This is a genomic window from Okeania sp. SIO1H4 (genome assembly GCF_010672695.1).
GTDB classification, from domain to species: Bacteria; Cyanobacteriota; Cyanobacteriia; order Cyanobacteriales; family Microcoleaceae; genus Okeania; species Okeania hirsuta.
This window is the reverse complement of sequence record NZ_JAAHGB010000110.1, coordinates 1-15,580: the sequence shown is the minus strand read 5'-3', so window position 1 is coordinate 15,580 and position 15,580 is coordinate 1. Positions and strand designations below refer to the sequence as shown.

6 protein-coding genes and 1 pseudogene are annotated in these 15,580 nt (G+C 36.7%); 1 reads left to right on the top strand and 6 read right to left on the bottom strand.

Translation table 11 applies throughout. The features are described 5' to 3' along the window. Together F6K06_RS31640 and F6K06_RS31635 are read right to left on the bottom strand one after the other, a co-directional pair. Positions 1-424, bottom strand: a pseudogene (locus F6K06_RS31640) (IS4 family transposase); the annotation flags it as partial. An 18-nt stretch (positions 425-442) separates the two neighbouring features. Next, complete coding sequence (locus F6K06_RS31635) at positions 443-952, bottom strand: hypothetical protein (protein WP_287309049.1); 510 nt, start codon at positions 950-952, stop codon at positions 443-445. Between the two features lie 216 nt (positions 953-1,168). Between F6K06_RS31635 and F6K06_RS31630 the strand changes: the two genes are divergently transcribed. Beyond that, positions 1,169-1,414 (top strand): hypothetical protein, encoded by a 246-nt coding sequence (locus F6K06_RS31630; RefSeq protein ID WP_287244745.1) that lies wholly within the window; start codon positions 1,169-1,171, stop codon positions 1,412-1,414. A gap of 159 nt (positions 1,415-1,573) precedes the next feature. On the opposite strand, the gene F6K06_RS31625 is transcribed toward F6K06_RS31630, so the two are convergent. The 4 genes from F6K06_RS31625 to F6K06_RS31610 form a co-directional block, all read right to left on the bottom strand. Next, complete coding sequence (locus tag F6K06_RS31625; protein ID WP_124142775.1) at positions 1,574-2,953, bottom strand: cytochrome P450; 1,380 nt, start codon at positions 2,951-2,953, stop codon at positions 1,574-1,576. Positions 2,954-3,343: 390 nt separating this feature from the next. Beyond that, the gene (locus F6K06_RS31620; protein ID WP_161564292.1) at positions 3,344-4,564 is read right to left on the bottom strand and encodes a ScyD/ScyE family protein; all 1,221 of its coding nucleotides are present in this window, start codon (positions 4,562-4,564) and stop codon (positions 3,344-3,346) included. Between the two features lie 224 nt (positions 4,565-4,788). Further along, complete coding sequence (locus F6K06_RS31615) at positions 4,789-12,183, bottom strand: non-ribosomal peptide synthetase (RefSeq protein WP_124142773.1); 7,395 nt, start codon at positions 12,181-12,183, stop codon at positions 4,789-4,791. Continuing rightward, positions 12,180-15,580: type I polyketide synthase (locus tag F6K06_RS31610; RefSeq protein WP_287244740.1), on the bottom strand; the 3,401-nt coding region annotated here is incomplete at its 5' end. The genes F6K06_RS31610 and F6K06_RS31615, both read right to left, overlap by 4 nt.

Genomic DNA, 15,580 nt, shown 5'->3' with positions numbered 1-15,580 from the left:
CTTTTAATCCCCTTTGATAATGAGACTTTTTGTGAGGATTAAGGTTAATTATCTGTTGAACAATATCAACTAAATAGTCCCAGGCAATTCCCCAAAGATAACCATATATACCAAGCCAAAATTCACTATGTCTTCTATCTCTTCGCGAGGTCTCTGTTAATCGGGCAATATAATTTTGATACCCGGATTTTTTGATGAGTTTACCTTGATAAAATGAAGCTGTATAAGCAATAGCTATGAGTAAAATCAAATTGGTCAGACGTTGCGTATTAGCTCGACTACCCTCTAGATTGTATCCCCCTGTTTTACAATCTTTAAACATAGCCTCAATGCCCATTCGAGAGCGATAAATTTTTATAACTTCATCTAAATTATCAATATTTGTCAATAAATACCAAGGTTCTGTCTTGAGTGCGTCTTTCATTCCGAGGAAACCTCGGAATTACGCACTCGCTTTTTCCACCTTCTGATTATATTTACCTTTCCAGTATGCTGCTAAATTAAATCTGCCAAAACCTTTTTTTTGAGTAATATTGATATTACTCAAAAAAAAGGTTTTGGTTCCGGGATATATTGGTAAAGAACTCAATTGGTGATAATTTTTTCCAGGTTTCCTATAGTAAGTATTCATTTTTTGTCTGAAAATAAAATAATTTTTTTGAGGTGATTTTTGATTTTTCAGCCAGTGAGATAAGTCTACACCATGGAATTCTCGATCTCCAATAACCACTAACTCATATTTTTTTAATAAACGTAAAACTGGTCTAATCAGCGCTTTCTGTTCTGCTAAATTACTACTACCTTTTTTCTCCAAAACTTGCCAATAAATAGGTAAAGCTCGTTTTTTGTAGATCGCCCCTATGAAAAAAATATTATGATGAGGTAATTGTGTTCTATCTATAGTTAAGATTAATCGACTACCTGGAGAAAATTCCCTACTAATAATCATCATTATAATGGGGAACCAAAACAAAGGAAGACTCAAAGAAAATAATGTTAAAAATCTTTGTATATGTTTTCGACGGCTTTCATATTTAATAGGCAAAGGAAAACAAGCTGCCAGCCTTTCTATTTTGACAGTTTTTTGGACGGTAATTAACCTTGCCTAAAATTTTTAAAGTTTGAACTTGAGTATTGGTCAAAGATTGTTTAAAATGTGACTCATACAATGATAAAAATTGCATTCGGTCGGTCTATTGATGTAAGTGGACCGACTTTTTTTACCATAAAATGTGACTTATGGCTATCATTAACAATTGACATAAAAATCAACTTTAAAAAAGGGGGGGTGTGGGTTCGCGTTGGCGGAGCAAGTGCGGCAGCTATATCGCAAACCCGCATCACTACTAAAAATAATTATCATTCTCATCAAAACCGTCAAATTTTGACAGAGTGGATATCCTTTAAATCCTGATCATACAATAGTTTTGAAGGGCTTGTCACCCCGTGAGCAAACGATGCTACCGGACATGATATGAGCCTTTATCTAGCAATAGTTTAGAGCTGCTTGTCACCCCGTGAGCTTTTAAACCCTTATCCCACAATACCTTTGAGGTACTCACCCCATGAGCATTCACACACTTTGCTGATGCACTACCGTCATTTTTACACCTCTTGTTGGTGATAAGCCAAAGCCTCTTCTTTTTAATTTTTCAGGTTTTTGTTCCTTTAACATTAATTGATGTTGAGAGAGAATGGTAGCAATCACTAACTTCATTTCAAATTGTGCTAATACTTCTCCTATACAACGACGACTACCACCACCAAAAGGAATGAATTGGAAAGGACTATATTTACGTTCTAAAAATCGCTCTGGTATAAATTGTTCATGATTAGGATAAATATCTTCGCGGTGATGAGTTAAATATATACAACCAAAAATAATATCTCTTGGCTTAATCGTATATCCTGAAATATTAACGACCTCTTGAGCCATCCTTGGAAAGGTTGTCATGGCAGCAGGACAAATCCTAAGAGTTTCATTGCAAACAGCAGTGAGATAAGGCAAACGAAAAACTTCCATTGAAGTAGCTGTAGAAGAAAGTGTATTTAATTCTGCTAGCAATTTTTCCAGCACTTGTGGAGTACGATGAAGCCAGTATAAAGCCCAAGCCATGGATGAAGCAGTTGTTTCATGTCCAGCAATTAATAAAGTTATTAATTCATCTCGTAATTCTTTTTCTGTCATTGCTTGTCCATCTTCGTATCTTGCCGACATTAAGAGAGACAATACATCAGAGTGTTTAAAATTGGGACGATCGCGACGGTAATTGATTTCAGCATAGATGAGGTTATTTATTTCTTCTCGTATACGGATAAACTTTCCCCAGGGACTCCAGTTTCCCCAGTCTTTTTGTAAGGAAGGAAAAAAGAATAAAGAAGAAGTGAAAGGAGAAGCAAAAATCTCAGTAAACTTTTTCAGTAGTGCTATTAGTTTTTGATAGCGTTCTCCTTCAATAATTCCAAAAACTGCTTGCGCTATCACTTTTAATGAGATCTCTTGCATAATTTCCGTAGCTAAAAATGGATGGTTAATAGGTAAATTTTTCATCACATCTTCAGTAATCCGCCGAATTAATATTCCATATGCTTCGAGACGTTCTCCATGAAAGGATGGCATTATTAACTGACGACGTTGGCGATGGATATCGCCTTCTGTTGTAACTAGAGCATTATTTCCAACGAATTGTTCAAAAACAATAGCATTTAAGTTTCCAGGAGCAGTAAATTCTTTTCGATCATGAGTAAAAATATACTCTAATATTTTCGGATCGATAACAAACAAGGTATCACCATCACCTATAGGAAGAGGTTTAGCAATAAAAATATCAGGAAAACTCTTGATGTTTGCTTCCAGATAATCAACAGGGTTTAGGAACCATTGTAAAGTTTGTAAGATGATGGGCCTTTTCTCACAAGGAATATTTCTAACTAAGTTATCTGTTACACTCATTTTTCAAAATAAAAAACTAAAAATCGGCATTTGTGATTTTGGCTGTGATTTTCTGGAAATGGTGATTACCTAAATCCTAATTAAAAAGCATTTTATATTTTACAAATTTAGATTTCATAGCTTGATTCAGCAACGCCGATGAATCAAGGGATGAATCTTTTGGAGTCAGGTAAACTCAATCTTTATAATTTCTCTTTCTCCAAGCCTACAATTCATCCCGCATATGCAACGCCTGATTCATCAACGCCTAAAAATCAATCTACTATTGTACGCTTATCAAAACTTTAGAGTATGTGTAATTAATTTTGAATAACTACTTATCTATTTACTAAAGTGATAAAATTTTGTACCCCATTAACTCCGAAACTGCTGTAATCGCAGATTGTCAAATCAGGTTTGAAGAGGTTTCCTGTTTATTTTACTTCTCCTAGAGTAACGAAAGAGAGCTATATTAATCCCAAAAATTAATAGACCCAATATCGAACTACTTTCAGGGACTGGAGTTGCTTCATTAGTAGACTTGAACCTAATGATTTCTCCTAATTCAGAGAAAGGGCCATTATTGGCAACATAGATAGCATTATCAGCTCCAACTGTGATGGCAGTTGGCAAGATTAATTGATCGCCACCAATGTTTCTTCTGGTTCCATCAGAGCTTATCTGAATAAGAGCACCAACAGGATTACCTGTCAATAGAGATTGAGCTGCATATTCTAAAACATACAAATTTCCTTGGTTATCAAAAGCAAGATCGATAATTTGTGTAAAGCCTTCAAGATAAACCTCTGGTTCATTACCAGGGACAACGCGGAATATACGAGCACCATCGTCTGGAAAAGGAAAACCAGTAAGCTCACCGACGTAGAAAGCGCCATCTGGGCCATTAGTAATTGAAGTTGGTACAGATTGTACGGGAATTTCTAATCCTGAGAAAGGATTAATTGCAATTATCTCTTCAAATACTGCTTCTAATGCAGTTTCATTCTCGCTAAGGTCAACACTAAGTAAATCATTTGCTCCTGCATCAATAATAAAAGCAATATTATCCTCAATCAAAAGACTGTAGGGATTACTAATAATATCAGTTTGGTCTGGATTATTGAGAAGTTCATAGTTTGATAGATCGGAAAGTTTTGTCCAAGTTCCTTGATTGAAATCCAGACTAATCAAAGAGCCAAAATCAGGAACTCCTACTATAGGATCGCGATTAGCTGGATTGGTAGCAAAACCAACAACAACATAGCCTAAACCATTTGAATCGAAAGCTATATCATTAGCTCCATTTGCTTCACTTCCATCAGGTAATGCTAAAGAAGGTAAACCAGTAATTACTTGCTCTTGCACTCCATCTTTAATTCTGGTGATAGCACTTGTTGGACCATAACATATCTCTGCTCCTTGTACACTCGGAGATGGAACACAAGGTCCTGGTCCACCTTTACCTGCCTCTGTAACATAGAGTGCATCGTCTGGACCAAAAGCTAGACCTGATGGATTATCCAGACCACTAGCAAATATACTACTTGTAAACGTTATTGATTGTGCTGCTTCTGGAAAACCTAGCATTACGAATAATGAGGTAGCAGCAGTTATTGATATTTTTTTCAACATTCTTAATTCACCTAGAAAAATCGGGAAGCTTGGAAACCTCGGTATTTTAATCAGAGTCATAAAAGCAACACGAGCGACTTTAGTTGCTGTTTCCTTACAGACCGGGGATTATTCCCAAATACCCCTAACTGGAGTAACTTTTGCCTTTGGGATAGGGGAACAGTCTACTTATATAAGTAAGAGTTCTTGACTTTTTTGACTAGTTTTTACAGTTTATAACTGTACTAAATTTTATCGAGAAAATCAAGACATTTTTGTAGCTTTTCAGATAGTGTTGGAAGATTAGTGTCACTTAACATTGTTGTCCTATCACCTGGAACCCATATAACTTCAACTGGTTCAGTTGAAAAGTTATTCCAGTCATAAGACCAATCTTTGATTTCTTCAGCGTTTAGATCCCTCGCTGATTGAGGAATATCTTGCATCCCCCGAAATAGAGTAATGCGATCTGAATAAGTTTCCTGAGGGTTATACCTTAAAAGAGCTATGAGGTTTCCCCTACGGACTTCCATTAAACCTTTTGCCATTAAACGGTTAGCAACAGGGTCTAGTAGTGTAAATGTATTTGTGTTGGCTATCAAATTATCCAATTGTTCATCTAGACTACTTATTTGCGTGAGTTCATCATAGGATGTTAACAACGGATTGTCATTAGGTCTTACTTGAGAAGCTCTTGTAGCAATTTTGATGAGCATTTGTGCATCATCGTCAATATCTTCATCAACTACTAGTGGATAATTATCACGAAGAGGGCCACTAATTCCTAAAATAGCGAGTAGTGCTATTTTATGACCTTGCTTAGTTAACTGTAGAGCCATTTCAAATGTGACATAGCCACCAAAACAATGACCTACTAGGATATAAGGCCCTTCTGGTTGAACACTTTGTATTGCCTTAATATATTTAGCTGCCATTTCCTCAACTCTAGTTTGAGGAGTTTGTATGCCATCAAGACCTTGTGCTTGCAGGACATAAAATGGGCGGTCTGGTTTAAGAAGACGGGCTAAATCTTGTAAGTAAAGAACATTACCACCTGCACCTGGAACACAGAATATAGGTGTTTTTGAACCATGGGAATGAATCTTGACTAAAGAGTCCCACTCTGATGAAGAACTTGGTCTGGAAAGAATTGCAGCCAGCGTTTCAATAGTTGGATTTCTAACAAGCATGGCTAGGGGTAGATTTTTGCTAAATTGTGCTTGTATCTGAGCCATCAAGCGTACCGCTAAAAGAGAATGACCGCCAAGATCAAAGAAGTTATCACGAACACCGATATGTTGTATTTCTAAGACATCCCTCCAGATAGCCAGTAATTGCTCTTCTATCGGTGTAATTGCAGGATAGTAAGCTTCTTTTCGTTGAATTTTAGATGAATCAATTATTGGTAGTGCTTTACGATCTATTTTGCCATTTGGTGTTAATGGTAATGTGTCAAGATGTACAAAAACATTCGGTATCATGTACTCTGGTAATTTATGTTTGAGAAAACTTCGTAAATTGGTGATTTCAGATTCTTTTTCTTGATCGTAAACTACGTAAGCTACTAAAGTTTTACGATCGGGAATATCCTCTCTTGCCATGACTACAGCTTGCTCAATTTGGGGATGGGTGTTAAGCACAGCTTCAATTTCCCCTAGTTCAATTCGGAAACCACGAATTTTTACTTGGTTGTCAATTCGACCTAAAAATTCGATGTTGCCATCATTGAGGTAACGAGCTAGATCGCCAGTTTTGTAAAGGCAAGATGACTCATGATTAAAAGGGTTAAGGATGAACTTTTCACCAGTCAATTGAGGACGATTGAGATATCCTCGAGCTAAACCGTCACCACCAATATATAATTCGCCAGGAACACCAGCGGGTAGTAACTTTAGGTTTGAGTCTAAAATATAAATCTGCGTATTAGCAATTGGACGACCAATTGTTTCTAGTCCTTCGCTACTTCTGAGAGCAAATGTAGAATAGGTAGTTGCTTCTGATGGACCATACAAATCAAAAACAGACTTAATTGTGTCTTGCTTATACAGTTCTTTGACTAGCGATGTGTGCAGAGGTTCACCAGCTAAATTTACTGTTTTAACTGATTCTGGTATCCCATCAACTTTGAGTAACTCAGCTATGACTGAAGGAACAGTATTGATAAGAGTAATGTCTTTTGCTACAGGTAAATTAGTTATCTCTAGGGCATTTTCAGCAAGAATAGATTTACCTCCCCAACACAAAGCAACAAACAATTCAAAGACTGAAAGATCAAAGCAGATAGAAGTAGAAGCTAAAACACCTGCAAGAGATTCTGGAGAAAATACTTCTTTTGCCCAATAGAGTAAATTGATAGTATTACGATGCTCTATAGCTACTCCTTTAGGTACTCCTGTAGAGCCTGATGTATAAATTACATAAGCAAGATGGTTTGGTTTTGCTTCATTTATAGGACAATCTTGCTTATGTTGAGCGATAATTTCCCAATCAGTATCTAAAAAGACTATATGAGCTTTGTTTTGGGGCCAAGATGTTTTCAATTGCTGTTGAGTTAACAGTACTGAAACTTGAGAATCTTCTAAAATCAATGAAAGACGCTCTTGGGGATAATTTGGATCTAATGGTACATATGCTCCACCAGCTTTGAGAATGGCTAGTATTCCCACAACCATTTCTAAAGAACGTTCGACACAAATACCCACCAGTGTTTCCGATCCAATCCCTAAAGATTGCAGATAATTAGCAAGCTGATTTGCACGAATATTTAACTCGTGATAGGTTAGTTGCTTTTCTTTAAATACGATTGCTACAGCTTCTGGTGTTTTTTCTACTTGAGCTTCAAATAGATGATGGATACATTTATCTTGAGGGTAGTTTGCTTGTGTCTTATTCCACTCTACTAACTGTAACTGCTGCTCTGCTTCTGAAAGAGGAGAATAGGATAAATATTGTTCGTTTGGTTTGTTCACAATTGTAGCTAAAGTGTTAGCATAATAGTCTCCCAAACGGCTAATCTGATTCTCATCTAACTGAGCTGCGTTGTAGCTAAAGAACAGTTTAACCAAAGATGAATCAGGGTCTACCATAAAGTTAACCAAAAGGCTTAAATTATTTGCTTCAAAAGTATTCCCACCTAATAACTCTATACCAGTCAGACCTGTTTCTTTTTTATATGCATCAAAATGAATAAAATTAAAAGCCGTTTCAAACAAAGGCTGCCCACCCAAAATTCTCTGCAATTCAGCCATAGGATACTCCCTGTTAGGGAGTATCTCTAACTCATTCTCAAAAGTTTCACGAATTAAGTCTATCCAAGTTCCCTCTTGTAGTTGGGAAGAGAAAGGTAAGGTATTTAGAAAAAGTCCCAAAACTTTCTCAACATCATCTGCTTCTGGTCTGCTGTTAGAGACCAACCCTGTTATTACATCTGACTGATTACTTAATACACTTAACACTTTTAAGTGTGCAGCTAACAAAACACTTTTAAGTGGAACGTTTAGGGAATGAGCTATCTGCTTTAAACCATCAGAAATATCATAGGGCAAATCAACATCATAGTTGCGATGGCGTTCAGTATCAGCTCCATCATAAGGATTAAAGGGGCGAGGAAGTTTTGTAAATGTTATTCCTTCAAGTTTCTTGAGCCAATACTCCTGATGTTCTAAATTACTGAGTACTCTGCGCTCTTTAGCCACAAAATCCCTGAACTCAAAAGCTAGTGAATCCTCCATAGAATATGCTTTTCCTTCAAGCAAGAAAGAATATTTTTGAAGCAATTCAGAAAATAAAGAGGCTACGCTCCACCCATCAAGAATAGCATGGTGAAAGCTCAAACTTAGTTGAAATGTTTCTTCTGTACGAAGATGGATTTGAAAACGTATTAGGGGTGGACGACTTAAATCAAAATTTTGTTTCTTTTCAGTTTCCACCCATGTCGCTAAAGTCAATTCTTGCTCTTCTCCGGACAGATGGCGCAAGTCTTCTACCAGTAATGGAATATCAACTTTCTGATGAACAAGTTGTATTGGTTCTTCAGAAGCAGCTAGGTCGAAAGATGTCCGTAGTATTGGATGACGCCTAACTAGATTTTGTATAGCTTCCTGGAAAACTTCCTGTTTAAAAATACTCCTTAGGTGATAGCTGAAAATGTCATGATATACCACACCATGATTATATTCACTGTGGAATATCATTCCTGCTTGAAGCCTTGCTAAAGGATAGGCATCTTCTATATCATCAGGTAGCTTCTGTCGCTCTGTATTTGAAATTAGACTAAAAGGCTCCGTTTTTATCTCAGAAAAACCAGGACTGAGCGTACTTACCTCTTTTGCTAGCTCGTGAATTGTTTGGTGCTGAAATATTTGCTCAATCGAAAAATCCAAACCAATTTTTTGCCCTAAGACACGAACTTGGATACTCCGAATCGAATCTCCTCCTAGTTCAAAGAAGTTATCATGGATACCAACTTTTTTGAGGTTAAGAACTTTAGCCCAGATATCTGCTAATTTTTGCTCTGTAGAAGTTTTGGGGGCTATATATGTATTCTGCAAATCGGGTCGTATTTGGTTGGGAGTAGGTAAAGCCCGACGGTCTAATTTTCCATTGGGAGTTAAAGGTAGAGTATCTATAAAAACAAAAGCTGAAGGAATGTTTTGACTTGGTAGTTTTGTTTTCAAAAAACTTCGTAGTTCCTGTGAAGTCAGTGCTTGTTCAGATTCTGGAACGATGTAGGCTACTAATTGCTTATCATTGGTTATGTCTTCCCGTACCACTACCACTGCTGTCTTGATAGCGGAGTGCTTGCTAAGAATAGTCTCAATTTCTCCCAGTTCAATTCTGAAGCCACGAATTTTAACTTGATAGTCAATTCGACCTAAAAATTCAATGCTGCCATCATTGAGGTAACGAGCTAGATCGCCAGTTTTGTAAAGGCGAGACTCCGGATCTTCACTAAATGGATTATGAATGAACTTCTCACCAGTAAGTTTAGGACGATTGAGATAGCCACGAGCTAAATTTAACCCGCCAATATGGATTTCTCCTGGAACTCCAATTGGTACCAGTTGTAAATGAGAATCCAGTAAATAAATTTGCGTGTTGGCAATTGGACGACCAATGGGAACAGTGTGTTGCTGACTTTGGTGAGTACACTCCCAAAATGTAACATCTATTGCAGCCTCAGTTGGGCCGTAAAGATTATGCAATTTAGCTTTAAGACGATTGAAAAATTTCTCTTGCAGTTGTAACGATAGCGCTTCTCCACTACAGAACACTTGCTTGAGAGAATCACAAGTTTCTAAGCCAATTTCTTCCAAGAAAACTTGCAGCATAGAGGGGACAAAATGGATCGTAGTTATCTTCTTCTCAGCAATTAGTTTAACTAGATATGCACTGTCTTTATGACCTTCTGGTTTTGCAAGAACTAAACAAGCTCCAGTTATAAGTGGCCAGAAAAACTCCCAAACTGATACATCAAAGCTGAAAGGTGTTTTCTGAAGAACACGATCTACTGTAGTGAGTTTATAAGTTTCTTGCATCCAACACAATCGATTACAAATACCTTGGTGAGTATTCATTGCTCCTTTTGGTTGACCAGTAGACCCGGAAGTGTAGATTGTATAAGCCAAGTTTTTAATAGTTACTTCGCTATTAGGATTATCTTGTTGGTATTGACCAATCTTTTCCCAATCAGTGTCAAGAAAAACTGACTGAGCTTGGTGTTGGGGCAAGGATTTTTCCAGTTGCTTTTGAGTTAACAATACTGATACTTGGGAATCTTCCAGTATGAAGGATAGTCGCTCTTGAGGATAGTTTGGGTCTAATGGTATGTATGCTCCACCTGCTTTAAGAATAGCTAGCAAACCTACTACCATGAGAGGCGATCGCTCCACACAAATACCAACAAGTTTTTCTGATCCAATACCTTTAGCTTGCAAATAATGTGCTAATTGATTAGCTTGCTCATTTAACTGTTGATAAGTTAGTTCCTCTGTTTCAAATACTAAAGCTACACTATTAGGACTTCTTTCAACCTGCTCCTCAAATAACTGATGAATACATTTGTCCAATAAATAGTCAGTTTTGGTATTATTCCATGTAACTAATAACTTATGATGTTCTTCTGTTGTTAGCAAAGGTAATTGTCTTACCTTTTGTTCAGGATTAACAACAATACCTTCTAACAAAGTCTGAAAATGCCCAGCCATACGACATATTGTTGGCTCCTCAAAGAGATCGGCATTGTACTTGAAACATCCTACTAGAGATGAGTTACTTTCCACCATTTCTAGCTCCAAGTCAAACTGACCCTCTTGCTGAGGCATTGACCAAGATTTCAATTTGAGACCTTCTACTTCTACTATTTCTTGTCCTAAGAATAACTGTTGTAGTTTTTCAAATTGTTTAAAGTTTTGCAGAACAAAGCTAACTTGAAAAATTGGAGAATAACTTAAATCTCTATCTGGCTGCAATCGTTCTACTAACAGAGCAAAAGGAAAATCCTGATGAGCAACTGCTTCTTTTACTGTTTGTTGCACCTGAGTTAAAAACTCAGAGAAACTCGGATTTCCTTCCAGATTTGCCCGCATAACCATTGGGTCAACAAAATAACCGACAATATTGGTGAATTCATACCTGGTTCTTCCCGAAGTTGGTGAACCTACTAAAATATCCTCTTGCCCTGTATAACGATGAAGAAGAACTTGAAATGTTGCTAGTAACATCATGTACAAAGTTACTCCTTCTCTTTTAGCTACTTCCCTAATTTCTTTAGTTAAATTTTCTGGTAATTGGAAGTAATAAGAAGCACCATTGTAAGTTTGAATTTTAGGTCTAGGTTTATCAACTGGTAAATTTAGTACAGGTAATTCTCCTGATAATTTCTGTTGCCAATACTCCCAAAGTTCTTTTCCTTTGTCGCTTGCCAATAATTCTTTTTGCCAATGAACATAATCCAAGTAAGTATAGTCAATAGGAGTTAGGCTATTTTTAGTCCCTTCAATTAGTGACTGGTAAATACTGAGCCATTCTTGTACTACTATACCTATAGACCAAGCATCCCAATTAAGATGGTGAAGTACAAGCAAGAGGATATGTTCCTCATGAGAGTATGTAAATAATCTGATTCGCGCTACAGGTCCGTCTTCAAGATTAAAAGGATGTTGGTATTCTTGAACAACTTTAACATTGAGTTCGTTTTCATTCCAGTTAGAAGCATCAATTTGTCTAAAATCAATCTCTAAATTAGAATGTATCTTTTGGAATGGCTCTTGCTCTTGCTGAAGAAAAGTAGTACGCAGCAAAGAATGACGTTCACTTAATAATTGCCATGCCTTCTGTAAAGTATCAAGATTTACTTGAGAATAGATACGGCAGTTAAAGGCTACATTATAAGCTGAACTCTTAGGCGCTAATCGCCACAAGAACCATAGTGCCCTTTGACCAAAGGAAAGGGGGTAAACGTTGAAAATATCTGGGCGTTCCCGCAGCAACTGTAAGATTTTGTCTTTGTGTTGTCTTAGTTGAGCGATTACATCAGCAGTCAACACTTCTTTAGAACCGCCACTGCGTAGCCGTTCTCCCTCAATCCACAACTTTACCCCTTTTAGGGAAAGGTCTTGTAAAAATTCAATCAAGTTCATAGGTCTACCTCTATCCAATCATTATTTTTTACATTAGTTAACAAAGTTTGTTGATTATTTTTTAATTCAACTCCAATTGTTGGATGGGTTTCCTTTAGTTGCTTTTGGATTTCTTTAGTTAGAGCAACTACAGTCAAGCCTTCCATAAATTGGCTCAAAGGAACTTCTATTCCTAGAGCTTTTTGTACCTGATTGCGTAATTCTACCGCCATCAAAGAATCTATTCCCATCATAGTCAATGGTTGTTCTAATTCTATTTTTTCAATTTTTATTCCCAATACCTGAGCTATTTCCTCTAAAAGATAAGCTAATAAAATTTTTTCTGTTTCTTCATCGTTAGCTAGTTTTAATTGTGATAAAATTCTTTCTTGTTTTGCTTTTGTCGCTAGTTGATTTGAATCATTTAGCAATTGTGTTTGGCCTGGTTTTACCTCAATTTCTTCTAGAAGTAACCTAACTCTTCCTATTTCGTAAAGTTCTTTAAAGATACTCCAATCAACATTAGCTAAACCAGTCTGGATTTCACTACTATCTAACAATTGTTCTAAAGCGACTAGAGCTTGAGAAGGGGATAAAGGTTTAATGCCTCTTTTCCTTAATTCTAATAGTTGTTCTGTATCAGCCATGCCTCCTCCCGTCCAAGGCCCCCAATTGATAGTTAATCCCGGTAATCCTATGGAAGTACGATAATGAACAAGCCCATCAAGAAAATGGTTAGCCGCAGCATAATGAGCTTGACCAACTGAACCCCATAAAGCACCAATTGAAGAAAAGCAGATAAAAAAGTCTATCTTTATATCTTTAGTTAGTTGATGAAGAAGCCATCCTCCTTTCACTTTTGGTTGTAAAATTGTACTCATTTGGCTTAGTCCCATCTGTGTTAGTGGTTCAAATTCTGCTACTCCAGCTGCATGAATAATCCCTTTAAGAGGAGGCATAGTTAGTTGGATTTGTTCAAGCACTGCTCTTAATTCTTCCTGATGGGATACATCTGCTTGAGCAACTAAAACCCGCGTTCCTTGTTCTTCTAAATTAGCGATCGCTGCTTGCTTTGTTTGATCGGGAGAGCTACGACTGATGAAGACTATATTTCTTACTCCTTTTTCTACCATCCACTTAGCAGTATGTAATCCTAAAGCTCCTAATCCTCCTGTAATGAGGTAAGTTCCCTCTGATTGCCATTGATAAGATTGAGATTTTCTTGGAGATTGCTTAACTAAACGAGCGACATAAGTTTTTTCTCCTCTAATAGAAAGATGATCTTCCGTTGAATTAGAAGTAATCTGATTCAATAGTTTTTCTATTTGTTTTTCTCCACCATTAGGTTCTAAATCGATTAATCCTCCCCAGAGCTGCGGATGTTCTAAAGATATTACTTTCCCTAATCCCCATAATGGAGTTTGAGCTATTGCTAATTCCTCTAGATTTAAAACTGATTGTGCCCCTTCAGTCACTAACCACAGCTTAGGAAAAGAATATTGATGATTTTTAGCTAAGGATTGAACTAAATGCAAGACACTGGCACATCCTAATTTTTCTGCTTGTTCTAGTCCTGTAATTGTTAATTGTTCTGAAGGCAAAGAGTCTAAACTCCACAAATGAATAACATATTTTATCGGTGATTTAGTTTCTGTTAAAATTTGTTGGTATAAACTCTCAAAATCTTGAGAATGACTGGGATTAATTTGATACACTCCAGAGCTTGATTTTTGCCAACTCTCACCAGGATAGACTAAAGTAATTTCTTGACCTAATTGCTGTAAATGTGCTGCTAAAGATTTTCCTTTTCCTTTAGTATCCGTAAAAATTAGCCAATGACTTGATTCCATCTCCGGTATTATGTTTTTATACACCCCAGATATAGAAGAAATAGGCTGCCATTGTACTTGATAAAACCAATCTTGGAGTTCTTTTTGTCGTTGAGTTGAAATCAGATTAAGCAGAGCTTTACTACTAGTACGTTTAGAGGTAAGACCCTCAACTTCAGCTATTAATGCTCCCTCCTCATTAAACAAGTTAAAATTTGAAGAAACAGTTTCTGGATCGATTTCTTGAGGAGAGCTTAGTTGTACTTGACTCCAAAGTTGGGAGGTGAAGGGACGATATAATTTTAACCGTTTTAATTCTATGGGTAAATAAATATCTATATTTTTAGATAATTCATCTTTTTTTGCCAATCTCAAAGCGTATCCTGAATGAAGGCAGGAATCTAAGAGAATAGGATGTATTTGGTAAAATTGAGATTGTAGAGAGAGATGAGGTGGTAACTGGCTGAAACTAAGAGCTTTTTCTTGACTTACATAAAGTTTTTGTACTCCTTGAAAATTAGAACCATAATACATTCCAAACTCAGTTAAACTTTCATAGAAGGAAGAAATACTCATCTGTTTGCCATATTCTTGTTCAATAAGTGATAAGTCGAATCCTCTCTTTTCCTCTCGTATTTCTCCTCTAAGGAGTTTACCTGAAATATGAAGTGTCCACACAGGTGCTTGTTGTTCTTCAGTTATATTTAAGCTAAAAATTTCAAAGGTATAACCATTTTTTTTATCGGGTTTCAATATTAACTGAAGAGTTTTTGCTTTTTTCTCAGATAAAATTAAAGCCTGGTAAATATTTACTTCTTCTAGTATTAGATTGGAATCTTGGAAAATAGCTACTCCTGCAGCTAAAGCCATCTCTAAGTATGCAGCAGCAGGTAAAACTGGTTGACCAAAAACTTGATGATCGTTGAGATAAGAAGGCTCAGAAGCACTTAATTGAGTCTGGAATAAAATTTGATTTTCCAAGCCAACTATATGCAATCTTTCTCTCAGTAAAGGATGCAGAACAGCCTTTTTAGGTAAACAACTATTTGTCTCCACCCAATAGCGTTGCCGTTGGAAAGGATAAGTAGGCAATAGTACCTTGTTACATAAAGATTTTCGGTGAAATCCTGTCCAATCTATATCCACCCCCTGTACATACAATTTTCCTAAACTACACAGCATCTGTTCCCATTCACCTACTTCTTCACGCAAAGATGCTAACCATAAGTACTTGTTTTCTCCTACACATTGACTTCCCATTCCTAATAATATTGGATTTGGTCCTATTTCTATAAATATCCCATAATCTTCTGTTTCTAATGTCTTGATACTATCTGCAAATCTGACTGGTTTCATTACATGATTTACCCAATACTCTGCTGTGGCTATACTAGGAGCGGCTCTTTCTCCTGTGATATTGGAAATTATGGGAATCTCTGGTGCATGGTAACTTATTTGTCTGGCTTGAGTTTCAAATGAGTTTAACATTTCTTGCATCAGGGGTGAATGAAAACCGTGGGATACTTTCAGGGTTGTGGTTTTTATTCCTTTTGCTGTCAACAGGGACACTATTTCTGCGATTTCTGGAG

Bases quoted from the DNA above. Each gene is read 5' to 3' on its own strand.
- F6K06_RS31635 (WP_287309049.1), bottom strand. From the start codon at position 952: ATGATGATTATTAGTAGGGAATTTTCTCCAGGTAGTCGATTAATCTTA.
- F6K06_RS31630 (WP_287244745.1), top strand. From the start codon at position 1,169: ATGATAAAAATTGCATTCGGTCGGTCTATTGATGTAAGTGGACCGACT.
- F6K06_RS31620 (WP_161564292.1), bottom strand. From the start codon at position 4,564: ATGTTGAAAAAAATATCAATAACTGCTGCTACCTCATTATTCGTAATG.
- F6K06_RS31615 (WP_124142773.1), bottom strand. From the start codon at position 12,183: ATGAACTTGATTGAATTTTTACAAGACCTTTCCCTAAAAGGGGTAAAG.
- F6K06_RS31625 (WP_124142775.1), bottom strand. From the start codon at position 2,953: ATGAGTGTAACAGATAACTTAGTTAGAAATATTCCTTGTGAGAAAAGG.